The sequence below is a fragment of the Nocardia sp. NPDC004711 genome (assembly GCF_053601595.1).
This window is the reverse complement of sequence record NZ_JBSGCB010000008.1, coordinates 130,799-152,852: the sequence shown is the minus strand read 5'-3', so window position 1 is coordinate 152,852 and position 22,054 is coordinate 130,799. Positions and strand designations below refer to the sequence as shown.

Genomic DNA, 22,054 nt, shown 5'->3' with positions numbered 1-22,054 from the left:
GGTCAGTACCCCTCGTACCCGTACCGCGCATTGCGGCCCATGAACACCATTTCGACCAGCCCGTATCCGACCTTGCCGGCGGTCTCGATGCGGCAGAAGGTCTCGCTGAGCATGCTGACCTGCCGCAGGTCCGCGGTGTCGGTGAGGTCGGCGGTGAAGCCGTCGCTCCAGTCCGCACCCTTCCACAGTCCGGAGGCGTAGCCGCGGTAGTGGTCGTATCCCGCGAGGCCGGGCCAGAAGCCGGATACCGGCGTGATGGTGAATTCACGGTCGCGGCCGTCGACGCCGCGCGCGGTGAAGCTGCCGCCGCTGACGATGCGGAAGTCGTCGCGGAAGGTCAGCGCGTGGCCGGTGCTGACGATCGGGACCGGCTGCGCGGCGGAGCCGATCGGGGCCAGCACGGTGCCCTCGAAGTGCCAGCGCTGCCCGTCGGCGGTCTCGCGCTGCGCGAAATGCACCAGTTCGTCCTCGAATTGGAAGATGCCCATGTAGTAGAGGACGCCGTCGGGGATGTCGCCCGGCTGCAGGCCCTCGCCCTCGCCGAGGCTGCCGCCGCCCCCGCCGTGGCGGGTGCCCCAGGAGTGGTCGCGCCCGAACCACCAGGTCTCCGGATCGATCTCGAAGCGGCTGTCCGCCACCTCGATCCACCCGGAGATGCGCCCGTTCTGGTAGTAGCGCCGGGCGTCCTCGCGCACCCGGCCGCGGCTGCGGAAGAAGGCGGGTTCCTGTTCGTACGCCGGGAACTCCCCCTCGAAGTCGAGTTGCAGCCGCACCCCGTGCTCGTTGTCGCCGAGGGTGGCGCGCACCTTGCGCAGCGGTTCGACGATCTCGTACTTGTACGGGCCGACCTGCCAGTCGGCGAGGCCGTCGTAGCGGTCGCCGATCTCGCGCGAGAGCCGGACCACGTGGGCGGTCTTGTCGCCGATCGTGATCATGGCGTAGGCGTCGAGCACATTGCGGTTGGGGTAGCGCGCCATGCCGGTCATCACGCTGATCTCGCCGGTGGTGTCGAAGCCGTACAGGACGACACGTTCGGTCCAGCGCAGATCGCTCTGCTGGACGTGGTCGAAGGTGGTGGGGAGTTGGTGGGCGAGCAGTTCGTCCTGGGGCGTCAGCACGGGTGCCTCCTGAATTAGAATACGGGCCATACCGTATTCCAAATCGGACGACGATGTAACCTGTTTCAGAATTTGCCACCGACCCGAGCGAGAGGGGAGCCCCGTGACCGCAGCCACCGGGACCACCCGCCCCGGCCCCGGCCGACCCCGCGACCCGCAACTGGACGCCCTGGTGCTCACCGCGACCCAGGAACTCCTGGTCCGCGACGGCTACCAGGCCACCACCATCGCGGCAGTGGCCCGGCGTGCCGGAGTCGTCACGACCTCGATCTACCGCCGCTGGCCCGGCAAGCGTGCCCTGGTGGAGGATGCGATCTTCGCCCTGGACACCGAGAATCACCCGGTTCCCAGCGGCGACCTGCGTGCCGACCTACTGGCCTGGACGCGCCTGTTCCTCAATGCCGCCGCGCACCCGGCGGCCCGCTCGGCCATCCCCGGCCTGCTCTCGGAGTATCACGACGATCGGGAGAGCTACCGCCGCCTGCTCGACGGCGGCGAGCGGCCGACGATTCAGGCCCTGCGCGAGCTGCTCATGGCCGCTGCCGAATCGGGTCAGGCGGCCGGTGCCTGCGATGTCGAGGCGATCTTCGAATTCCTGCGGGGTGCGACCCTGATGCGCGCGCTCACGCACGGCACCGAGGATGCCGACCACTTCAGCCGCCGCATCGCGGACGCGCTGCATGCGGTCGCGCAAACTCCCACGTCAGAGTAGGCCCCACCAGTAGATCAGGCAGGCCAGTACGAAGACGACCACGGTTTCCATCGGCAATCCCAATCTTCTTGGCGCACTTACCTACATGATGCCGTGTGCCGGGCGGACTAGGCCACAAATCGGACGAACAAGATCGCTAACCGTTAGCCTGCCACACAAAGAACCCGCCCAGTCCGACACCCCTCGTGGTCGGACTCGGCGGGTTCTGCGCTGGCCTACCACCCCCTTCGCGGTAGGCCATGTCCCCAATTGAGTACCGGTTGGTTGGTTTGCTGTGGCCGACCCGCCACCCCTCGTAGACGGGTCGGCCCCAGCGTTCCCACCCCCGGATGGTGGCTCGTTGGGTCCGCCGGTGCGTTCCGGCGTTGACACAAACGATGCCCAGCCGCGCTTGGCACGGCCTTAACAAGATCTTGTAATTGCGAAAATGCCTGCTGATGGGCAGTTTTCGTGGAGAGTGGACCTTCAGGAGTGCAGCGCGGTCACCAGGTCGGCGATGGCGGCATCGGTGGCCCGATAGCCCGGGAAATAGCAGCAGACGCGAGCGGCGCTGTCGCCGAAGCGGGTACGGATCAGCTGCGCGCACTCGACCGGTGTGCCGCTGACGGTGAGCGCGTCCACCATCGGGTCCTCGATGAGCCCGGCCATCTCCCGCCACCGCCCCTGCTTCGAGAGCAGGTTCAGCTCGGGTTGCAGCTCCGCCCAGCCCTCCACCTCCAGGACCGGACGGTAGGCGGGCGTGGAACCGTAGAACGCCAGCAGGTTTCGCACCGCCCGGCGCGCCTCGAGCAGTTCTTGCTCCGAATCGCCCATGGCCACAATGGCTTCCACGATGATCTCGAAGGGCCGGGTCGACTCACCGCGCCCCTGCGCGACCGCGGCGAGGGTTCGCTCCCGGAAGTGCCGCTCGGTATTGAACGGCATCACCAGCAGTCCGTCGGCCACCTCCGCCGCCATGGTGGTCATGCGCGGCCCCAGTGCGCCGACCAGAACCGGTGGCGCCCCATGGGGATTCGGCCCCGGATCGAACTGCGGGGTCATGAGCGTGTGCTGCCAGAACCGGCCGCGGTAGTCCAGCCGCTCCCCGTCCTGCCAGGCCCGCAGGATCGCCTGCACCGCCAGCACGGTGTCGCGCATTCGCTCCACCGGCTCCGACCAGGTGCTGCCGTAGCGCCGCTCGATATGGGTCCGGATCTGACTGCCGAGCCCGAGCCGGAACCGCCCGCCCGACAACGACTGCAGATCCCATGCGGTGTGCGCCAGATGCATCGGGCTGCGCGGGAACGCCATGGCCACATTGGTCATGATGTCGACCCCGGACGTGGCGGCCAGTGTCAAGGGTAGGAACACGTCGTGCGCGCCCTCGAAGGTGAACACCCCGTCCACGCCGAGCTCGCGCAATCGCGCTGCGCGGGAAGCGGATTCGGCCAGTGGCGCGTTCAGCCAGATATCGACGGGCAGGGACACCGTGACTCCTCCTGATACGAGAAAACAACAGCCCCGGGCCGAGAGGTAGTAGGCCCGGGGCTGTTTCGGGTCAGCGGTGGTCGTGATCCGCCGACCCGCGCGGGGGAGCCGCCAGGGAAGTAGCAGCACTCCTCCGCGGGCTCGTGGTCAGCCGATGAATTCGGCCGCCTTCTCGCCGATCATGTAGCTCGGCGCATTGGTGTTGCCGCCGGTGATGCTCGGCATGATCGAGGCGTCGGCCACGCGCAGGCCCTCGATGCCGTGCACCTTCAGCGTCGGGTCGACGACCGCGCGCTCGTCCACACCCATGCGGCAGGTGCCGACCGGGTGGTAGATGGAGTGCACGCGGTTGGGCAGCTCGCGGCGCAGCGCGGTCTCGTCCGCCCACTCCTGGCCCGGGAAGAAGTTCTCGGTGATGTCGCCCGCGATGCTCTTGTGCGACATGACCTCCCGGATCATCTTGATGCCCTCGATCAGGAACTCGGTGTCCCACGGGTCGGTCAGGTAGCCCGGGTCGATGAGCGGCGAGGCGAACGGGTCGGCGGAGGCCAGCTTCAGTTCGCCGCGGCTCTTCGGGTAGATGAGGCTGGGCATGACGGTGAGCGCCGGGCGGCGGTCCACCAGGTGCAGCTTGTCGGCGTCCTGGTTGGGCGTCGGGTAGCTCCACGGCAGGGTGTGGATCTGCATGTCCGGGTGGTCGCCCTCGGCGAACTTGGTCTTGACGAAGCCGGCGGCCTCGAAGACCGTGCGGCCCATGAAGGAGCTGCCCGGGTTGCGCATCTCCTTGAGGATGCCGCGCGCGAAGTAGGTGGGGATGCCGCGGTGGATGGCCTTCTTGGACACGAAGGTCATCGGCACGAACAGGTGGTCGTGCAGGTTCTGGCCGACGGGCAGATCGGCGACCACCTCGATGCCGAGGTCGCGCAGGTGCCCGGCCGGGCCGATGCCCGAGAGCATGAGCAGCTGCGGCGATCCGACGACACCGCCGGAGACGATGACCTCCTTGGCGGCGCGCACGATGCGGCGCGAGCCGTTCTTCTCGGCGATCTCGACGCCGGTGGCGCGGCCGTTCTCGATCACCACGCGGGTGGCCTGCGCGTGGGTGAGCACGGTCAGGTTCGAGTTCGGCATGTTGGTGATGAAGCCGCGCGAAGAGCTGTAGCGCACACCGTCTTTCACGCTCTGCTGGAAGATCGAGAGGCCTTCCTGCGACGCCCCGTTGTAGTCCTTGATGATCGGCGCGCCGAGGGTCTCGGACGCGGCGGTCATGAACTCCTCGGAGATCGGGGTGATCTCGCGGGGGCGGGTGACCTCGATCGGGCCGCCGGTGGCGCGGTAGTCGTCCGCGCCGTCGACCCAGTTCTCGAGGCGCTTGTAGGCGGGCAGGACCTCGTCGTAGCTCCAGCCGGTGTTGCCCTCGGCGGCCCAGGAGTCGAAGTTGGCGCGGTTGCCGCGCACGTAGAGCATGCCGTTGATGGAGCTGGAGCCGCCCAGCACCTTGCCGCGGGTCATCGGGATCAGCCGGTCGTTGGCGTGCTTCTGCGGGACCGAGTACTGCTTCCACGCCACCAGCTTCTTCAGCTGCGGAACCGTGTGGACCATCGAGATCATGCCGGGGCGGGTGACCAGCTGGGTGTTGTCCTTGCGCCCGGCCTCCAACAGGATCACGCTCGCGCCACGCTGAGCGAGCCGTCCGGCCAATACTGCGCCGGCGCTGCCCGCGCCAACGACGACGTAATCGGCTTCGGACGTGGAGCCCGGGGAAGCGGTCATATCAGTTACCTCATCTTCGAGTGTGCCTGGCATCACTGTAGAACAAGTTCTAGTCTGCCGACACAGTGGACATGATGTCCAGTCACAAGATCGACTTCAAGGCCGGTTGAGCGATCTTGCAGGCGCGTCGGGTCCTCGTTGAACATGTTGCAGATTCACTGCTGCGGGGTAACGGCCCCGCAGGGCGTGCGGGAACCGGGGGATCGGAGGCCGGAAACGCTGCCCAGCCGCAGGTCGGCATGGTTCAATTTCTGTGAAACACGTTCCAATTTCGTGATCATAGCGGCACCTTGCCCGAGGAGGAACAGTGTCTGTTCCGTCATTACCGGCCGGCTTCGATTTCACCGATCCCGCGCTCTGGGCCGACCACAGCCCCGCCGAGGAGTTCGCACTGCTGCGCCGCACCGCGCCGGTCTGGTGGAATGCCCAGACTCCCGAGCAGGCCGCACCCATGGACGACGACGGTTACTGGGTGATCACCCGCCACGAGGATGTCAAGGAGATCTCCCGCAGACCGGAACTCTGGTCCTCGAATCGCAAGGGCTCCATCATCAAGATGCCCGCCGACTCCGAACCCGAACAGCTCGAACTCGGGCGCGAGGCGCTGCTGGTGAATATGGATCCGCCCAAGCACACCAAGATCCGGCGCATCGTCTCCAAGGGATTCACCCCGCGCGCCATCGAGGGATTGCGGGCCGCGCTCACCGAACGCGCGGCAAAGATCGTGCGGGAGGCGAAGGCGAGTGGCGGCGGCGATTTCGTCCAGCAGGTCGCGTGCGAGCTGCCGCTGCAGGCCATCGCGGAACTGCTCGGCGTGCCGCAGGACGACCGCCACAAGCTGTTCACCTGGTCCAATCAGCTGCTCAACTACGACGATCCGGAATTCGCCGGCAGCAATATGACCGCCAATGCCGAACTGCTCGGCTACGCCTACAACATGGCCGAACAGCGCCGGGCCCGCCCGGTCGGCGATATCGTCTCCCAGCTGGTGACCGCCGATGTGGACGGTGAGGCCCTGGGTTCGGACGAGTTCGGTTTCTTCGTCATCCTGCTGTCGGTGGCGGGCAACGAAACCACCCGCAATGCCATCGCGCACGGCATGAAAGCCTTTGTGGATCACCCCGATCAGTGGGCGCTGTACAAGGAGCGCCGGCCGCGCACCGCACCCGATGAAATCGTGCGCTGGGCGACGCCGGTCTCGGCCTTCCAGCGGACCGCCGTGCGCGACACCGAAATCGGCGGGCAGAAAGTTCTGGAGGGGCAGCGGGTGGGGCTGTTCTACAGCTCCGCCAACTTCGACGAGGAGGTCTTCGACCACCCCTTCGAATTCGATGTGGAGCGCGATCCCAATCCGCACGTCGGATTCGGCGGGACCGGAAACCACTTCTGCGTGGGCGCGAATCTGGCGCGGCTGGAGATCGACCTGATGTTCAATGCCATTGCCGACGCCATGCCGGAAATCACCGAGGTCGCGGCGCCGCAACGGCTGCGGTCGGGCTGGATCAACGGGATCAAACACTGGCAGGTGAGCTACTCCTGAACCGGTGACCTCATCGAACTCGTTCTACCATTCGTGTTTGTGACCAATCTTCGCGAAATTCCGCTGCGCACGCTGACCGACAAGCCCACCACACTGGCCGAACTGGCCGGCGACAAGGTCGTGCTGCTGGTCAATGTCGCCTCCAAGTGCGGGCTCACCCCGCAGTACACGGGCCTGGTCGAACTGCAGCAGACCTACGGGCCGCAGGGCTTCACCGTGGTCGGTGTGCCGTGCAACCAGTTCATGGGCCAGGAGCCCGGCAGCGCCGAGGAGATCGCGGAATTCTGTTCCGCCACTTACGGGGTGGACTTCCCGCTGCTGGAGAAGAGCGAGGTCAACGGCGAGGGCCGGATTCCGCTGTACCAGGAGCTGACCCAGGTCGCGGACGCCGCCGGCGAGGCCGGGGACATCCAGTGGAACTTCGAGAAGTTCCTGATCGGGCGCGATGGCGCGGTGCTCGGGCGGTTCCGTCCGCGCACCGAGCCGAAGGATCCGGCCGTGGTCTCCGCCCTCGAGGGCGCGCTGTAGCTCGGAGGGCTCCGGTAGCTCAGCTCTACGACGGCCGTGCCCGGCGGCGGTACCGCACCGCGCACGGCTGTTGCAGCTGCATCACCATCGTGGAATGGTCGTTGCGGTAGGTTTCAGCTCCGCAGCACGCGCAGGGCGAATTTCTCCATGCGATCGGCGATCTCGGCGTAGGACACATAGCCCATGCCCGCGCGCACCAGTGCGCCCGCGTAGATCATTTCGAGTGTTTCCACGAGTTCGGGATCGGCGTCCGCGCCCAGTGCGTCGATCAATCGCCGCCGGATCTCGCCACCGATCCGCAGCCGCAGATGTGCCACATCCGGATCGGTCCCCAGCAGCGCGGCCGTCACCGCGCCCGCGAGGGTCGGCTCGTCGGCCAGTAGCAGCGCGATCTGCCGCAGTACCGCCAGCACCCGCGCGGTCGCATCGGCGCCCTCCGCGGCGGGCGGCTCGGTGGCGGCCAATCGGCGCCAGAACATCTCCGCGACCAGGTGTTCCTTCGACGAGAAATACGTGTACGCGGTGGCCGTGCCCACTCCGGCCTGTGCCGCCACCATGCGCACGGTGAGCCCGGCGAATCCCTCCCGCGACAGCACATCCATGGCTGCCCGGGTCAGGCGGTCCACGGTATCGGCCTGCTTCTCGGTGAGTCGCCGGCGAGTGGCCTCCATGCTCACCGCAGGGCGGGCGGAAAGGGGATCAGACACGTGTCCGGATGCTACTATGGCCGAGCCCGCCGAGCAACTCGCGGTATGCGCGAACCGTATGAATGAGGGCGCATCGGAAAGGCTTTCGAATGAACCGCATCGCGCCCCAGGTCACCGCGCGCGAGATGTCGGCGTTGATCGAGCGGATCAACGGATCGTGGCCGGTCGACGAGGCTCGCGCATTGTCCGAAGCTGCACGCGCCTATGCGGGCAAGGGCGTCATTCTGGAAGTCGCCGCTCACGCTGATGAGGCTGCGCCGGGCAATCGCGACGAGGCCGGGCCGGGTGACTACGGCAGCGAGGTTCGTGGGTGGCGTACGCCGCTGCGTCTGCTCCTGATCGCCGAGCCGGGCTCCGATGCCGCCGCCGAGCTCGCCTACGACGACTGGGCTCATTGGATCGCCGGTGGCGGGCTGCTCGTGCTCCGCGACGCTGATGCCCTCTATCGCCGAGTCGCGGCCGGAGGGAAGTTCCGCGAGCTCGCTGCGGTCGGAGCGCTGCGAATCCTGCAACGGATCGCCGCCTGTAATTAGACCGCACGCGGCGCGAATCCAATTGTTAGCCAGAGATTTTCAAGGCGTGTCTCGGCTATCTTGCTTCCGTGTCCTCGGATTCGAAATTATGATCGAATCTATGAGTGAATCAACTGGTGAGGGCTTCGCCGCCGTGCAGGTGGTGGAGCGACTCCGTGTGGTGCACTCGATGATTGCTGCGGCCCAGGCCGAAGAGGTCGAGTTGATGACGCAGCTGTATCGGCTGCGGCGCGAGCAGCAGTTGGAGCTGGGGGTCGGTGCGTTGTATGCGGGCGAGGATGCGGCCACCGAGATCGGGATCGCGCTGAAGGTATCGCAGCGGTCGGCGGACGGGCTGATCGCGCTCGGTCTGGGCTTGGACAACCGATACAGCGGTACTCGCGAGGCTTTCGCCGATGGCCGGATCGACCTGCCACGGGTGCGGGCGATCAGTGAAACGCTGGCCAATGCTTCCGAGGATCTGGTCGCGGAGTTGGAGTCGCGGATCGTCGCGTATGCGGAAAATGCTGAGCCGCAGCGGGTTCGGCGGACGCTGCGGCGGTGGCTGCTGGAGGCGGATCCGGCGGGTCAGGCCGCGCGGCGTAAGTCCGCAGAGGCGGACCGGTATGTGAAGGTCACCGCGGCCGATGACGGCACCGCGCTGCTCGATGGGGTGCTGCCCGCCGCCGGTGGGCAGGCGCTCTATGAACGGTTGCGGGAAATGGCGACCACTCAGTGCTGCGGGAACGATCCGCGCACCACCAATCAGCGCCGGGCTGACGCACTGGTCGCACTGGCAGACGGCCGCGGCCGCCCGCCTGCGAATGTGGGTGCGCCGACTGCCCCCGCACCGATACGGGCGAGCCGACTCCTGCGGCGCGCAAAGCCCTTGTGCAGGTCGGGGTTTCGGCGGAGACACTGGCCGGTCTGCAGGACAACCCGGCACTGCTCGCGGGTCTCGGTGCGATCGATGCCGACCTGGCCCGCCAGATCGCACGACATGCCCGCTTCGACATCATCACCGACCCGGCCGCACCGGCACCCGTACCCGCGGCGCGGGCCACTGATTCCGAGTTGCGATACCGCCCTGCGGCCCGAGCGGCCAGGCGAGTTCGCGCTCTCGACGGTGGTTGCCGCGCACCGGGTTGCGGAGTTCCCCCTGCCGGAACCGATCTCGACCATCAGGATCGATTCGATCACACGGACCCCGAGAATGGCGGCCGCACAGTCGAGTCGAATCTCGGATGCCGGTGTCGTCGCCACCATCGATTGAAGACACTCGCGGACAATGGAGCCAATGGCTGGCAGGTCGTTCACCATCCGGACCGGAAGGTCGAATGGCGCACGCCCTCAGGTGGTTCGGTGATCACTTCCCCGGAGGGCGCGAAGTTCCTGTTTCCGGCGCTGGCGGTGCCGCCGGTTACCGCTCCCGGAGTTCCGGATGCCGAACCGATTCGGCCTCTGATCGATCCGGGCCCGGTGGTCAACGCCATGACCGAGATCGTCCATGTCTATTGCACGCCGGGCCAGCGGCGGGCGGTACGTTCATACGCCAGGACCTCCCGCGTCACTATGTGATTCAGATGCATGAGGCCAGGTAACTCGGGGGAAGACAACCAGGGTGGATGACTGGCAACGGGATTCCTCGCGCGGTGATGTACCTGGAAGTGTGGTTGCGTCGCCTGCCCTACCGGACTTTCGCTGACGCGGCTCGGGTGCCGTGACCTCGGTCCCGGCCGGCGGACTGCACGGATCACCTTTTAGGACAAAACAAAACAAAAGCAAGAACCGAAAGCTCGGATGTTCGGCGGTGGCGCAGTTTTCGACAACCTTCGCGTCGCTGTCCTGCGTAGACCGACCTCCGCGCCTGCGGTTGTTGCGGGCGGGGAGGTCGGTGTTGCGCCGGGCTGCGAGTGGGACGGGTCAGGCGGTGGGGGTGGTCAGGCCCAGTGGGGCGAGTTTGCCTGCCAGGCGGTCGAGGTAGGCGAGGACGTCGGGTTCGGGTTTGTCGGGGAGGCCGTAGAGGACGTCGGTGACACCGGCTTCGGACCAGGCCGAGAGTTTTTCGGGGTCGGGTTTGTGGGCGAGGGCCACCACGCGGGGGGTGCCTTGGCGGCCTGCTTCCTGCCAGTGCTTCATCAGCAGGGTGGTGGAGGCGGAGACGTCGGATTCGTAGGGGGTGGTGATCCAGCCGTCGCCGGAGCGGGCGATCCATTTGAAGGTCTTCTCGGTGCCGCCGGCGCCGATGAGGACGGGGATGTGGGATTGGATCGGTTTGGGCCAGGCCCAGCTGGGGCCGAAGGAGACGAAATCGCCGGAGTAGGAGGCTTCTTCCTCGGTCCAGAGGGCGCGCATGGCTTCGATGTATTCGCGCAGCACGGTGCGGCGCTTGTTGCCGGGTACGCCGTGGTCGGTGAGTTCGTCGGTGTTCCAGCCGAATCCGGCGCCGAGGGTGACGCGACCGCCGGAGAGGTGGTCCAGGGTGGCGATGGTCTTGGCGAGGGTGATGGGGTCGCTCTCGGTGGGCAGCGCTACCGCGGTGGACAATTCGATGCGGGAGGTGACCGCGGCGGCCGTGCCGAGGGCCACCCACGGGTCGAGGGTGCGCATGTAGCGGTCGTCGGGGAGTTCGGCGGTGCCCGTCTGGGGGTGGGCCGCGTCGCGTTTGACGGGGATGTGGGTGTGCTCGGGGACGAAGAAGGAGTCGAAGCCTCGATCTTCGGCGGCCTTGGCGGCGGCCGCGGGTGTGATGCCGCGGTCGCTGGTGAACAGGACGATGCCGAATCGCATGGGGGACGGCTCCTTTCAGAGCTGCTTGGCGGCGGAGACGCCGGCGCGGCGGCCGTAGAAACTGCCGTCGCCGAGGGAGCAACCGGAGGCGTAGCCGCCGGCACAGATGCCGGAGGTGACGCGGCCCGCGGCGTACAGGCCGGGGATGGGTTCGCCGGAGACGTGGAGGACTCGGGAGTCCAGGTCGGTGCGCAGGCCGCCCAGGGTGAAACCGCCGGTGTAGCCGCGCAGGTCGTAGGCGCCGAGCGGGGTGCGGATGGGTTTGACCCACTCGGTCTTCTTGTGCAGCAGCGGATCCTCGCCCTGCTCCGCGTGATGGTTGTAGAGGTCGACGGTGGCCTGCAGGGTGTGCTCCGGCAGGCCCATCTCGCTTTCCAGTTCGGCGACCGTCTCGGCCACCCAGGTCGGCGCGGTGCGCAGGAACGACAGTGAGGACTTGCTCTCCATCGCCTCCTCCAGCGCGAGTTCGTCGATCACCAGGTACGCCTGATTGCCCTGCTCCTGCAGCACGGCCTGACCCATGCGCCCGGCGTAGGTGTCCTCGGTGATGAAGCGCTGCCCGCGCCCGTTCACCAGGATCCCGCGCGCTACCACCTGCGGGTCCACCACCAGCGCGACCTCGGTGGCGTCCATGTGCGCGAGATCCGCGCCCAGCGCCTGGGCGACCCGGATGCCGATGCCGTCGTGCTCCTCGACGGTGGCGGTGGGCCGGCCGGAGATCTTGGGCGCGTAGCGCTGCACCATTTCATGGTTGTAGGCGAAGCTGCCGGTGGCCAGCACCACGCCGCGTTCGGCGCGCACGTGTACCGGCTTGCCGTAGCGGGTGGCGGCCACGCCCACCACGCGCCCGGTCTCGTCGACGATGAGCCGGCGCAGGCGCGCGTCGTATTCGTGTCGCACGCCGAGTTCGTCGGCCTTGTGGGCGAGGGGCTCCATCAGCATGTAGCCGCCGCCCTTCTCGCCCAGCTTCTTGTCCTTGGTCCAGGCCAGGTGACCGCGCGGCGCGGGCGGGATCGAGTCCTTGAACGGTGCGGCGTTCTCGCCGCCGGAGTACATCAGGCCCTGGTCGCCGGGCGGCTCGTAGCCGGGCTCGCCCCAGAATTCCTCCTTGAACGGAACACCCTGGGCGACCAGCCAATCGAAGTGCTCGATACTGCCCTGGCAGTAGTCGTGGATCTTGGCCTTGTCGACGCCCGGGCCCAGGGCCGCGGTGAGGAATGCCTCCATGTTCTCGGCGGTGTCCTCGAAGCCCAGTTTCCGCTGCAGCGCGGTACCGCCGCCGAGATAGATGAAGCCGCCGGACATGGCGGCCGCACCGCCCCAGCCGCCGGTGCGTTCCAGCACCAGGACGTCGGCCCCCGAGCGGGCGGCCTCGATGGCCGCGCACACCCCGGCGATGCCGAAGCCGACGACCACGACGTCGGCCTGGTCGTCCCAGGTCTCGACCTCGCTGGCCAGAAGCGGTCGGACGCTTGCGGTTTCCGCCATTGTCTCTGTATTCCTCACTGCGGGTTGGGATTACTTCTTCTTGTCCTTGGCGAGCGTCTTGCGAATGACGCCGTCCAGCTTGGTGGCCGCGGGCCAGCCCACGTAGTGGGCCAGGAACACCGCGATCTCACGCAGTTGATCGGCGTCGAGCTCGCCATTGCGCAGGGCCGCGCCGACCTGGATCTCGGCGATCTCCGAATGTCCCTGCGCCGTAATGGCGCCGAGCAGCAGCAGCCGCCGGTCGCGCAGCGACAGGCCGGGCCGATTCCAGATATCGGCGAACAGGTGATCGACGGTGACCTCGAAGAACGGATCACCCGTCAGGTTCGGCAGATCGAACCCGTACACCTCCGACATCTTCTTCAGGCCCTGCTGCCGTTGCTCCGAGGGACTCTGATCCGCTGTCATGACTGCTCCTTCGCGATCGTTCCGGGCCCCACACCGAGCCCGTCACCCAGGTCGTGCAATGCGCGCCGCGCCAGCGGCAGGTCGACATCCAGCCGCCCGGCCAGGTCCAGCGCGAGCGCCAGATCCTTCTCGCCGAGGTCGCGGACGTGGCCGAGGATCGGGAACCAGAAGTCGTCCGCGGCGACCGGCGCGGTGGTCTTGCGCAGCATGATCGCGCCGGGCCCGCCGGTGTGCGAGTCGGAATGCCGGACCACCTTGCCGAGCGCGGCGATGTCCAGCCCGCCCGCCGCCGCCAGTCGCTGCGCCTCCGACGCGGCGGTGAAGGCGACGAAGTGCAGCAGGTTGCGCGCCAGCTTCATTCGCGTGCCCGCACCGACCTCGCCGGCATGGATGACCAGGGACCCGAAGCGCCCGAACGGCTCCCGCACCGTCTCGAAGGCGGCGGCGGTGCCGCCCACCATGACCGCGAGCTCCCCGCGCTGCGCGGCCGGCGCCCCGCCGCTGATCGGCGCGTCCACGAATTCCACACCGTAGGCGGCGCATTCGGCGCCGAGCTCGACGGCGGTGCGATCGGAGATGGTGGAGTGCACGGCGATGACGGTGCCCGGTTTCGCGGTCTGCAACAGCCCGTCGGGGCCGGTCACGACCGAGCGCACCTGGTCGTCGTCGAGGACCACGACCGAGACGACGCCGCAGCGCTGTGCCACCTCGGCGGCGGTGGCGGCGGCCGTCGCGCCCGCGTCGGTGAACGGCTGCACCGCGTCCGGCCGCATATCGCACACCACCAGCCCGCCCGGCCAGCCGACCAGGCGCTGCGCCATCGGCGCGCCCATATTGCCGAGTCCGATGAACCCGACCGAGATTTCCTGGTTCGCACTCATGGCCGGAAGACCTGCCCCCCATCGACATTGAGCACCTGCCCGGTCACCCAGGCGGCATCGTCGGACAGCAGGTACAGGCACGCCCCGACCATGTCCTCGGTGGTGCCGAGCCGCTTGAGCGCCATCTGCTTCACCAGCTGATCCACGAACTGGTCCGGCACGATGCTGCGGGTGGCCTCGGTGTCGGTGGGCCCGGGCGCGATGGCGTTGACCCGAATCTTGGAGTGCCCCAGCTCGTGTGCCAGCTGCTGGGTCAGGCTGTTGATGCCCGCCTTGGCCAGCCCGTAGAACCCGGAGTAGGTCCAGGCCGCGGTGGACGACTGATTGACGATCGACCCGCCGCCCTTGGCCGCGATGTGCCGGTACACCGCGCGCGTCATGTTCAGCGCCCCATCGAGATTCACGGCCATGAACTTCTTGTAGTAGTCCCACGGCACGGTCAGCAGGATGTCGAGCTTCATGTCGCCGTAGATGGCGGCATTGTTGACCAGATGATCGATGCCGCCGAACTCGGCGACGGTGAAGTCGGCGACCGCCTTGGCGGAGGCCGGGTCGGCCACGTCGACCTGCGCGAAGACCGCGACGCCGCCGGCGGCGGTGATCTCCTTGGCGACGGTCTCGCCCAGTTCGCTGTTGAGGTCGGCGACAACCACTTTCGCGCCCTCGGCGGCCAGCGCCCGTGCGTAGGCGGCGCCGATGCCGCGCGCGGCGCCGGTGACGATGATCGACCTGTCGGTGAATCGGTTCATGTCAGTTCTCCTCAGACGCCGGTCGCGATGAGTTTGGTTTCGGTGTATTCCTCGAAGCCGAGGACGCCCATTTCCCGGCCGATGCCGGACTGCTTGTAGCCGCCGAAGGGCGCGTCGGCCGAATACCAGATGCCGCCGTTGACGCTGAGCGTCCCGGTGCGCACGCCCTCCACGACCGCGCGCAGCCGCTCGGGATCGCGTCCCCAGACCGAGCCGGACAGGCCATAGGGGGAGTCATTGGCGATGCGGACGGCATCCGCGTCACCGTCGTGCGGGATGACGGTGAGGACGGGCCCGAAGATCTCCTCCTGGGCCACGGTGGAGCTGTTGGGCAGCCCCGTGATCAGGGTCGGCTCGATGAACCAGCCGCCGGCGCGCTCGGGGCGTCCGCCGCCGGTGACGATGGTGCCGCCCTCGGCGCGCGCGATCTCGAGATAGCGTTCGACGCGCGCCAACTGCCGCTCGGAAATGACGGGGCCGCAGACGGTTCCGGGCTTCGACGGATCCCCGGGCTTGATCCCGGCCAGGGTGCGCGCGGCCGCTTCGACCGCCTGATCGTGCAGTGCACGCGGCACCAGCAGCCGGGTGCTGATCGCACAGCCCTGCCCGGCGTGCACGCACACCCCGAACGCCGCGTAGCCGACCGCCGCCGCGATGTCCGCGTCGTCCAGCACGATGAACGCCGATTTCCCGCCCAGCTCCAGGAACACCTTCTTCAAAGACGTTGCCGCAGCGGCCATGACGGCCCGGCCGGTCTGCGTCGACCCGGTGAACGAGATCATGTCCACCCGCGGATCGGTGACCAGCTGGGCGCCCAGTCCGTGATCGTCGGAGGTGACGATATTGACCACCCCGGCCGGAATATCGGTCTCCTCGGCGATGATCCGGCCCACGGCCGCCGCGCACCACGGCGTATCGGGCGCGGGCTTGAGCACCACGGTGGTTCCCGCCGCGAGCGCCGGGCCCAGCTTGGCGAAGTTGATCTGGTGCGGGAAATTCCAGGGCGTGATCGCCCCGACCACGCCGATGGGTTCGCGGCGCACCCGCCGCGCACTCTTGATCCCCATGGGTGAGGCGATGCCGAGATCGGTTTCCCACGCGTAGTTCTCGGCGAGGTCGGCGAAGTACCCGAGATCGCCGACCGGGCCCTCCAGCTGCGGCCCGCTGGTCAGCATGCGGGGTGCGCCGGCCTCGGCGATGGTGATCTCGCGTAGTTCCTCGAGGTGCCCGCGCAGCGCGTCCCGCAGCTGCCGCAGGCAGGTCGCGCGAAATCCCGGATCGCGCGACCAGTCGGTGGTGTCGAAGGCGGTACGGGCGGCGGCGATGGCCGCGTCCATATCGGCGGCGTCGGCATTGGCGGCGTAGCCGAGGGTTTCCCCGGTGGCGGGGTTGGCGGTGGTGAACACACCGCCGCCGCCGGGCGTCAGCTTGCCGCCGATCAGCAGGTGCGAACCGCCGTCGGGGACGAGATCGCTCGGGCTCATAGGTAGCTCCCATGCTGTCCGGACACGTGTACGGACTATAGGTTCGCGGCTCGGATACGCGCAAGAACCTGTTTCAGTTTGCGCGGACTTTGCCGATTTGGTTCGCGGGATTCCGTTGTCAGGCGATCCCGTCGCTAGTACCGTACAGACACATGTCCAGCTACGTGTCTCCGTTGCTGGAAAACGTTCATCGGCTCCGATGAACGCGTTATCGAAGACGAGGTGCAGACACCATGACCGCAGCCTCCCTAGAGCCGCTGCTGTTCGACCCCTACGACTACCGCATCCACGAGGACCCCTACCCCGTGTACCAGCGGTTGCGCACCGAGGCGCCGGTGTACCACCACCCCGACCTGGACTTCTGGGCACTGTCCCGGCACGCCGACGTGACCGCCGGGTTCCGCGACAACATCCGGCTCTCCAGCGCCAACGGCGTCTCCCTGGACCCCGCCGCCTGGGGTCCGCACGCCTGGCGGACCATGTCCTTCCTGGCCATGGACGATCCGCGGCACCTGCGCCTGCGCAAGCTGGTCTACCAGGGCTTCACGCCGCGCCGGGTCACCGAGATGAGCGATCGCATCCGCGACATCACCCGGCGCTACCTCGAACCCGCGCTGGCCGGAGGCGATTTCGACTGGATCGACGCGGTGGCGGGACAGGTCCCGATGGACGTCATCTCCGAACTGCTGGGCGTCCCCGAATCCGACCGCACCGAACTGCGCAGGCTCGCGGACCTGCTGGTGCATCGCGAGGAGGGCGTGCTGGATGTGCCGGTCGCGGCCATGGAGGCCGCCCTGCAGCTGGCGGGCTACTACAACGAGATGCTGGTGGCCCGGAAGCGGCAGCGCACCGACGATCTGACCTCGGCCCTGCTCGACGCCGAAGCCGACGGGGACCGGCTCACCGACGAGGAGATCCTCGGATTCATGTTCCTCATGGTGGTCGCCGGGAACGAGACCACCACGAAACTCCTGGGCAATGCGCTGTATTGGGCGGGCCACAATCCCGGCGAGTACGCCAAGGTCGCCGCCCATCCGGAACTCGTGGCGGACTGGGTGGACGAGACACTGCGCTACGACGCGTCGAGCCAGATTCTGGCCCGCACCGCCGCCGAGGACCTGGAGTACTACGGGCAGACGATTCCGCGGGGCTCGAAGGTGCTGCTGCTCGTCGGTTCCGCCAATCGCGACGCCGCCGTCTTCCACGACCCGGACCGCTACGACATCGAACGCACCGACAAGGGCGGGCTGATCAGCTTCGGCCGCGGCGTGCACTTCTGCCTGGGCGCGCACCTGGCCCGGCTCGAGGCCTCGATCGTGCTGGGGGAGTTCGCGGCTCGCGTGCCCGCCTTCGGTATCGGTGAATCCGGTTGCCGGCGCGTGCATTCGGTGAATGTGCGCGGTTTCGCCCACCTGCCCGTCTCCGTGGAGGTCCGCCGATGACCCGTTTCCCCGCACATCCCGGCCGCCGTCCCGCCATTGTCGCGGGCGCGTCCTCCGGCATCGGCGCCGCCACGGCGGAAGCCCTTGCCGCCCTGGGGCATCCGGTCGCGCTCGGCGCACGCCGGATGGAGATCTGCGAGACCCTCGCCGAGAAGATCCGCGCGGCCGGCGGTGCGGCGTTCGCCGGACGGCTCGACGTCTCCGACACCGATTCGGTGCACGAATTCGTCACCGCCGCCGAAGCAGCGCTGGGCCCCACCGAGATCCTGGTCTCCGGCGCGGGCGACCTCGAATTCGGGCAGGCCTGGGAAATGGATCCCGACGTCTTCGAATCCCAGGTCCGCGTGCATCTGGTCGGCGCGCAGCGCCTCGCGCACCGGGTGCTGCCCGGCATGATCGAACGGCAGCGCGGCGACTTCGTCGTCATCGGCTCCGACTGCGCGGTCCGGGTGCGCCCCGGCGCGGGCGCGTACAACGCGGCCAAGACCGGGGTGGAGGCCTTCGCCACCCAGCTGCGCATGGAGCTGGAGGGCACCGGGGTGCGCTCGTCCATCGTCCGCCCGGGGCAGACCCTCACCGGCATGGGCATGCAGGCCACCCCGGAAGTCGTCGGCCCGCTGCTGGAGAACTGGGTGAAATGGGGCTTCGCCCGGCACCCGCAGTTCCTGCGGCCCGCCGATCTCGCGGCGGCCGTGACCGCGGTCGTCTCCACCCCGCGCGGCGCGCACCTGGTGCTGGTGGAGGTGCAGCCGGAAGCGCCGATCCAGGACAGGAAGGACGTCTCCTGATGCGACTGATCGTCGATCTCGATCTCTGCCAGGGCCACGCCGTCTGCCAGGACGAGGCCCCCGAACTCTTCCAGGTGCCCAAACAGGGCCAGGTCCGGATCCTGCGCCCCGATCCCGGCGCCGACCTGGAGGCGGCCCGCGCCGCCGTCCGCTACTGCCCGACCCAGGCGCTGTCGCTGGTCGACGACAGCGCCACCGAATAGCGCAACCCGAACAGAAGGAGGCCGCGGTGAGCTGGTCCCGCGACGAACTCGACGAGATGATCCGCCGCTGGGTGGACGAGAACAAACAGTGTGAGGCCCACGGCGATTGGAAGCCGCTCGAGCACTTCTACACCGAGGACGCCACCTACGGCTGGAACTACGGTCCGCAGCAGGAGTTCATGGCCGTCGGCCGCGACGAGATCCGTGACATCGCGCTCGGCCAGGAGATGTTCGGCCTGGAGGGCTGGACCTATCCGTATCAGGAATTCGTGGTCGACGAGCGCAGCGGCAGCGTCATCGGCTTCTGGAAGCAGGTCAACGAGGGCCGGCGGGCGGATGGCCGGCCCTACAGTCCGGAGGGCATCGGCGGCAGCTGGTTCCGCTACGCGGGTGACTACCAGTGGTCCTGGCAGCGCGACTTCTTCGACTTCGGCAATGTGACCGCGCTTTTCGTCGAGATGATCTCGAACGACGCGCTATCGTCCGGAATGCGCAAGCGCATGGAACGGGCCATGACGGGCGAACCGCTGCCCGGCTGGTACCCCGTCGGAAAGGGGCCGGTGCCCCTGTGGTGAACAGCAGATTCGAAGCCCTGACCAGATCCGAACTGGCCCTGCTGGTTCCGGAGTTGCTGCTGTGCGGCCACCTCATCGACCGCTCCGGCATGGCGCACGTGCTGGGCGCGCTCGGCCGGGAGGGCATGACGGCGGTGGCCATCGAGGAATGGCAGCTGGCCAGCCCGGTCTACACCCGGCGCATGCGGCGGGCGCTCGACATCACCGGCGACGGCGTGGACGCCATCTTCAAGGGCTTCCAGCTGGATATCGGCGCGCCGCCGCAATTCATGGACTTCCGCTTCCGGGTGATCGACCACGACCACGGCGAATTCCACCTGGACCACTGCGGCGCGCTCGCCGACGTGGAGCCGATGGGGACCGAGTTCGTGGTCGCCATGTGCCACGACATCGAGGACCCCACCTTCGACGCGACCGCGCTGGCCACCAACCCCTACGCGCAGGTCCGCCCGGTACACCGGCCACCTCGCGAGCCCGCCGACCGGAAGCCGGTGTGCGCGTGGACGGTCACCATCGATCCCGCGCACAAGCCACCGGTCCCGCCCGACGACGCGCAGGTGGTGGCCGGATCCGAGGCCGCCGCCACGGTATTGGCGCCCATCGAACCGGAAGATCCGGGGCAGCACGACTATTCGGGTCCGCTGCTGAGCGATCTGCGCTTCGCGGACTTCTCCCGCTCCGCGCTCATCCGGATCGCCGACGAGGTGTGCCTGCAGCACCATCTGCTCAACCTCGGCTACAAAACAGCCGTCGAAGCGCGGACGAAACCCGAAGTGGCGCTGGATATCCTGCGCAAGCAGTGGACGGGAATCGCCGGCCTCACCGCCGAACGCATCCGCACGGCGCTCGGGCTCGGCGACGACGCGGCGGCGCTGGCCAAGGTGCTGCGGTTGCATCCGGCCTTCAATCCGGCCGCCTACGTCGACATCGAGGTCGCCACCGAGACCACCGGTGGCGAACAACTGGTGGAACTGCGGGTCGGCCGCGGCTGCGGCGCGATCGACGACGGCGCGTGGCCCGCCCTGCTCGACCCCGAGCACCTGGCCCCGCTCGACGCACTGGTGCGCGGGGTCAACCCGCGTTTCCACACTCGCGTCCGCTCCGTCGACGAGTGCGGCCTCACCCTCGAAATCGGTTGTGCGGACCTGCCGTACCGCGAGGCCGACGAGGTCGCCATCACCCGGTTCAGCTCCGGGGCCGCCTTCACCTTCACCGACCGGGGCACCCCGCTGCCGCTCACCGTCCTGTAGCCGGAACACACCAGGAGATACGGCCATGGCGTGCACTTTCGCCGACCTCTACGAACACTCCGCCGACGCCGTGCCGGACCGGACCGCAGTCATCGAGGGCCCGCGCCGGCGCACCTTCGCCGAACTCGACGCCCGCGCCAACCGGCTGGCCCACCACCTCACCGCCGCCGGCGCGGGACCGGGGACCCACATCGGCTTCCACATGCACAACAGCATCGAGAGTCTCGAAACACTGCTGGGCTGCTACAAGATTCGCGCGGTGCCGGTCAATATCAACTACCGGTACCGCGCGGAGGAACTGCGCTACGTCTACGACAACGCCGACCTCGAGATGGCGGTGCACCACCGCTGCTACGCGCCGCTGATCGACGAGATCCGGCCGCGATTGCCGAAGCTGCGGCACACCCTGGTGGTGGAGGACGATCAGGGCGGCGCGGGGCTGCCGACCGCCTCCATCCCGTACGAGCAGGCGCTCGAATCCGGTTCGCCCGATCGGGATTTCGGGCCGCGCAGCGCCGACGACCACTTCATCATGTACACCGGCGGCACCACCGGCCTGCCCAAAGGGGTCATCTGGCGACAGGAGGACATGTGGCGGGTGCTGGGCGGCGGCATCGACTTCTACACCGGTGAACCCGTCGCCGACGAGTACCAGCAATCCCGCGCGGGGGGCGAGAACCCCTCGCCGATGACCTGGTTCGTGCTGCCGCCGCTCATTCACGCCGCCGCCATGATGCCCACCTTCACCGCGCTGTGGTCCGGCAACGCGGTGCTGTTCCAGCCGCGCTTCGACGCCGACGAGGTGTGGCAGGTGGTGGCGCGGGAGCGGCCCCAGGTCCTGGTGGTCACCGGCGACGCCATCGCCCGGCCGCTGGTGGACTCCTACCGGGCCGCGCCGGTGGACGCGTCCTCGCTGATCTCCATCGGCTCCGGCGCGGCCCAGCTCACCCAGCCGGTGAAGAACGCGCTGCTGGAACTGTTCCCGAATACGCTGGTCACCGAATCCATCGGCTCCTCCGAAACCGGTTTCGGCGGTATCGGATTCGCGCAGAAGGACGACGACCCGGCCCGCGCGCCGCGGGTGCACACCGGGCGCGGGGCGCTGGTGGTGGACGACGCCGGGCGGCCCGTCGCGCCGGGCGGCGAGGGCTGGGTGGCCAAGACCGGCAATGTGCCGATCGGCTACTACAAGGATCCGGTCAAGACCGACAAGCTCTTCCGCACCGTGGACGGGGTGCGCATGGTCATCACCGACGATCGCGCGCGCGTGGAGTCCGACGGGTCGGTCACCCTGATCGGCCGCGGCAACATGGTCATCAATACCGGCGGGGAGAAGGTCTTCCCGGAAGAGGTCGAGGCCACCGTCAAGGCCCATCCCGCCGTCTACGACGCGGTCGTCATCGGGGTGCCGGACGAGCGCTGGGGTCAGCTGGTGGCGGCCGTGGTGTCGCCGGCCGCGGGCACGATCGACTTCGCCGCGCTGGCGGAGCACGTGCGCGCGCGTCTCGCGGGATACAAACTGCCGCGGCGGATCTGGGTGGCCGAGACCGTCGCGCGCACGCCGAGCGGCAAGCCCGACTACCGCTGGGCCAAGGGTTATGTGGCCGAGCGGGAACCCGACTACGAGGCGAGGTGAAGA

The 22,054-nt window shown here is 68.2% G+C and carries 22 protein-coding genes; 12 read left to right on the top strand and 10 right to left on the bottom strand.

The genetic code is table 11. The features are described from left to right. Window positions 1–2: 2 nt before the first annotated feature. The gene (locus ACWEKS_RS10120; protein ID WP_452339743.1) at window positions 3–1,118 is read right to left on the bottom strand and encodes a hypothetical protein; all 1,116 of its coding nucleotides are present in this window, start codon (window positions 1,116–1,118) and stop codon (window positions 3–5) included. Between the two features lie 103 nt (window positions 1,119–1,221). On the opposite strand from ACWEKS_RS10120, the gene ACWEKS_RS10115 reads away from it, so the two are divergent. After that, the gene (locus tag ACWEKS_RS10115; RefSeq protein WP_354838960.1) at window positions 1,222–1,830 is read left to right on the top strand and encodes a TetR/AcrR family transcriptional regulator; all 609 of its coding nucleotides are present in this window, start codon (window positions 1,222–1,224) and stop codon (window positions 1,828–1,830) included. A 465-nt stretch (window positions 1,831–2,295) separates the two neighbouring features. On the opposite strand, the gene ACWEKS_RS10110 is transcribed toward ACWEKS_RS10115, so the two are convergent. Together ACWEKS_RS10110 and ACWEKS_RS10105 are read right to left on the bottom strand one after the other, a co-directional pair. Continuing rightward, window positions 2,296–3,291 (bottom strand): TIGR03617 family F420-dependent LLM class oxidoreductase, encoded by a 996-nt coding sequence (locus ACWEKS_RS10110; protein WP_452339812.1) that lies wholly within the window; start codon window positions 3,289–3,291, stop codon window positions 2,296–2,298. A 153-nt stretch (window positions 3,292–3,444) separates the two neighbouring features. Next, a complete protein-coding gene (locus ACWEKS_RS10105; protein WP_452339742.1) occupies window positions 3,445–5,070 on the bottom strand; it encodes a GMC family oxidoreductase in 1,626 nt (541 codons plus the stop codon). A 307-nt stretch (window positions 5,071–5,377) separates the two neighbouring features. On the opposite strand from ACWEKS_RS10105, the gene ACWEKS_RS10100 reads away from it, so the two are divergent. Then, complete coding sequence (locus tag ACWEKS_RS10100; protein ID WP_452339741.1) at window positions 5,378–6,610, top strand: cytochrome P450; 1,233 nt, start codon at window positions 5,378–5,380, stop codon at window positions 6,608–6,610. Window positions 6,611–6,673: 63 nt separating this feature from the next. Next, on the top strand, window positions 6,674–7,138 hold the full coding sequence (locus ACWEKS_RS10095) for a glutathione peroxidase (protein ID WP_452339811.1): 465 nt from the start codon (window positions 6,674–6,676) through the stop codon (window positions 7,136–7,138). Window positions 7,139–7,251: 113 nt separating this feature from the next. Here the strand turns inward: ACWEKS_RS10095 and ACWEKS_RS10090 are convergent, their stop codons facing one another. Further along, window positions 7,252–7,815 (bottom strand): TetR/AcrR family transcriptional regulator, encoded by a 564-nt coding sequence (locus ACWEKS_RS10090; protein WP_452339810.1) that lies wholly within the window; start codon window positions 7,813–7,815, stop codon window positions 7,252–7,254. Window positions 7,816–7,934: 119 nt separating this feature from the next. Between ACWEKS_RS10090 and ACWEKS_RS10085 the strand changes: the two genes are divergently transcribed. The 3 genes from ACWEKS_RS10085 (at window position 7,935) to ACWEKS_RS10075 (ending at window position 9,935) form a co-directional block, all read left to right on the top strand. Then, complete coding sequence (locus ACWEKS_RS10085; RefSeq protein ID WP_452339740.1) at window positions 7,935–8,378, top strand: hypothetical protein; 444 nt, start codon at window positions 7,935–7,937, stop codon at window positions 8,376–8,378. Window positions 8,379–8,478: 100 nt separating this feature from the next. Then, window positions 8,479–9,630, top strand: coding sequence for a DUF222 domain-containing protein (locus ACWEKS_RS10080; protein WP_452339739.1), 1,152 nt, complete (start codon window positions 8,479–8,481; stop codon window positions 9,628–9,630). Window positions 9,631–9,719: 89 nt separating this feature from the next. Beyond that, complete coding sequence (locus ACWEKS_RS10075) at window positions 9,720–9,935, top strand: hypothetical protein (RefSeq protein WP_452339738.1); 216 nt, start codon at window positions 9,720–9,722, stop codon at window positions 9,933–9,935. A gap of 345 nt (window positions 9,936–10,280) precedes the next feature. Here the strand turns inward: ACWEKS_RS10075 and ACWEKS_RS10070 are convergent, their stop codons facing one another. Genes ACWEKS_RS10070 through ACWEKS_RS10045 form a run of 6 tightly spaced genes read right to left on the bottom strand, consistent with a single transcriptional unit; the run spans window position 10,281 to window position 16,157 of the window. Next, the gene (locus ACWEKS_RS10070; protein ID WP_452339737.1) at window positions 10,281–11,147 is read right to left on the bottom strand and encodes an LLM class F420-dependent oxidoreductase; all 867 of its coding nucleotides are present in this window, start codon (window positions 11,145–11,147) and stop codon (window positions 10,281–10,283) included. A gap of 15 nt (window positions 11,148–11,162) precedes the next feature. Next, on the bottom strand, window positions 11,163–12,635 hold the full coding sequence (locus ACWEKS_RS10065) for an FAD-dependent oxidoreductase (protein ID WP_452339736.1): 1,473 nt from the start codon (window positions 12,633–12,635) through the stop codon (window positions 11,163–11,165). Window positions 12,636–12,665: 30 nt separating this feature from the next. Continuing rightward, entirely contained in the window at window positions 12,666–13,043 is a 378-nt protein-coding gene (locus ACWEKS_RS10060) for a carboxymuconolactone decarboxylase family protein (protein WP_452339735.1), read from the bottom strand. Continuing rightward, window positions 13,040–13,924, bottom strand: coding sequence for an NAD(P)-dependent oxidoreductase (locus ACWEKS_RS10055; RefSeq protein WP_452339734.1), 885 nt, complete (start codon window positions 13,922–13,924; stop codon window positions 13,040–13,042). The genes ACWEKS_RS10060 and ACWEKS_RS10055 overlap by 4 nt, the downstream gene beginning before the upstream one ends. After that, a complete protein-coding gene (locus tag ACWEKS_RS10050; protein ID WP_452339733.1) occupies window positions 13,921–14,673 on the bottom strand; it encodes an SDR family oxidoreductase in 753 nt (250 codons plus the stop codon). The genes ACWEKS_RS10055 and ACWEKS_RS10050 overlap by 4 nt, the downstream gene beginning before the upstream one ends. Window positions 14,674–14,684: 11 nt before the next feature. Beyond that, complete coding sequence (locus tag ACWEKS_RS10045; protein ID WP_452339732.1) at window positions 14,685–16,157, bottom strand: aldehyde dehydrogenase; 1,473 nt, start codon at window positions 16,155–16,157, stop codon at window positions 14,685–14,687. Between the two features lie 233 nt (window positions 16,158–16,390). Between ACWEKS_RS10045 and ACWEKS_RS10040 the strand changes: the two genes are divergently transcribed. The 6 genes from ACWEKS_RS10040 to ACWEKS_RS10015 are packed head-to-tail and all read left to right on the top strand — an operon-like array spanning window position 16,391 to window position 22,051. Beyond that, on the top strand, window positions 16,391–17,599 hold the full coding sequence (locus tag ACWEKS_RS10040) for a cytochrome P450 (RefSeq protein WP_452339731.1): 1,209 nt from the start codon (window positions 16,391–16,393) through the stop codon (window positions 17,597–17,599). Next, window positions 17,596–18,387 carry an SDR family oxidoreductase gene (locus ACWEKS_RS10035; RefSeq protein WP_452339730.1) on the top strand — a complete coding sequence of 264 codons (792 nt, stop codon included), beginning with the start codon at window positions 17,596–17,598 and terminating at the stop codon, window positions 18,385–18,387. The genes ACWEKS_RS10040 and ACWEKS_RS10035 overlap by 4 nt, the downstream gene beginning before the upstream one ends. Then, window positions 18,387–18,590, top strand: coding sequence for a ferredoxin (locus tag ACWEKS_RS10030; RefSeq protein WP_379393382.1), 204 nt, complete (start codon window positions 18,387–18,389; stop codon window positions 18,588–18,590). The genes ACWEKS_RS10035 and ACWEKS_RS10030 overlap by 1 nt, the downstream gene beginning before the upstream one ends. Before the next feature lie 56 nt (window positions 18,591–18,646). Then, window positions 18,647–19,165: a nuclear transport factor 2 family protein gene (locus ACWEKS_RS10025; protein ID WP_452339809.1), complete on the top strand. Its 519-nt coding sequence runs from the start codon at window positions 18,647–18,649 to the stop codon at window positions 19,163–19,165. Beyond that, entirely contained in the window at window positions 19,162–20,415 is a 1,254-nt protein-coding gene (locus tag ACWEKS_RS10020) for a hypothetical protein (protein WP_452339729.1), read from the top strand. Before ACWEKS_RS10025 ends, ACWEKS_RS10020 begins: the two co-directional genes overlap by 4 nt. A 25-nt stretch (window positions 20,416–20,440) precedes the next feature. Then, window positions 20,441–22,051 carry an acyl-CoA synthetase gene (locus ACWEKS_RS10015; RefSeq protein ID WP_452339728.1) on the top strand — a complete coding sequence of 537 codons (1,611 nt, stop codon included), beginning with the start codon at window positions 20,441–20,443 and terminating at the stop codon, window positions 22,049–22,051. The last annotated feature ends 3 nt before the right edge of the window (window positions 22,052–22,054 follow it).

Excerpts from the sequence above, each read along its gene's own strand:
- ACWEKS_RS10025 (WP_452339809.1), top strand. The coding sequence starts at position 18,647 with ATGATCCGCCGCTGGGTGGACGAGAACAAACAGTGTGAGGCCCACGGC.
- ACWEKS_RS10030 (WP_379393382.1), top strand. The coding sequence starts at position 18,387 with ATGCGACTGATCGTCGATCTCGATCTCTGCCAGGGCCACGCCGTCTGC.
- ACWEKS_RS10035 (WP_452339730.1), top strand. The coding sequence starts at position 17,596 with ATGACCCGTTTCCCCGCACATCCCGGCCGCCGTCCCGCCATTGTCGCG.
- ACWEKS_RS10040 (WP_452339731.1), top strand. The coding sequence starts at position 16,391 with ATGACCGCAGCCTCCCTAGAGCCGCTGCTGTTCGACCCCTACGACTAC.
- ACWEKS_RS10050 (WP_452339733.1), bottom strand. The coding sequence starts at position 14,673 with ATGAACCGATTCACCGACAGGTCGATCATCGTCACCGGCGCCGCGCGC.
- ACWEKS_RS10105 (WP_452339742.1), bottom strand. The coding sequence starts at position 5,070 with ATGACCGCTTCCCCGGGCTCCACGTCCGAAGCCGATTACGTCGTCGTT.
- ACWEKS_RS10060 (WP_452339735.1), bottom strand. The coding sequence starts at position 13,043 with ATGACAGCGGATCAGAGTCCCTCGGAGCAACGGCAGCAGGGCCTGAAG.
- ACWEKS_RS10085 (WP_452339740.1), top strand. The coding sequence starts at position 7,935 with ATGAACCGCATCGCGCCCCAGGTCACCGCGCGCGAGATGTCGGCGTTG.
- ACWEKS_RS10015 (WP_452339728.1), top strand. The coding sequence starts at position 20,441 with ATGGCGTGCACTTTCGCCGACCTCTACGAACACTCCGCCGACGCCGTG.
- ACWEKS_RS10065 (WP_452339736.1), bottom strand. The coding sequence starts at position 12,635 with ATGGCGGAAACCGCAAGCGTCCGACCGCTTCTGGCCAGCGAGGTCGAG.
- ACWEKS_RS10055 (WP_452339734.1), bottom strand. The coding sequence starts at position 13,924 with ATGAGTGCGAACCAGGAAATCTCGGTCGGGTTCATCGGACTCGGCAAT.
- ACWEKS_RS10045 (WP_452339732.1), bottom strand. The coding sequence starts at position 16,157 with ATGAGCCCGAGCGATCTCGTCCCCGACGGCGGTTCGCACCTGCTGATC.
- ACWEKS_RS10080 (WP_452339739.1), top strand. The coding sequence starts at position 8,479 with ATGAGTGAATCAACTGGTGAGGGCTTCGCCGCCGTGCAGGTGGTGGAG.
- ACWEKS_RS10070 (WP_452339737.1), bottom strand. The coding sequence starts at position 11,147 with ATGCGATTCGGCATCGTCCTGTTCACCAGCGACCGCGGCATCACACCC.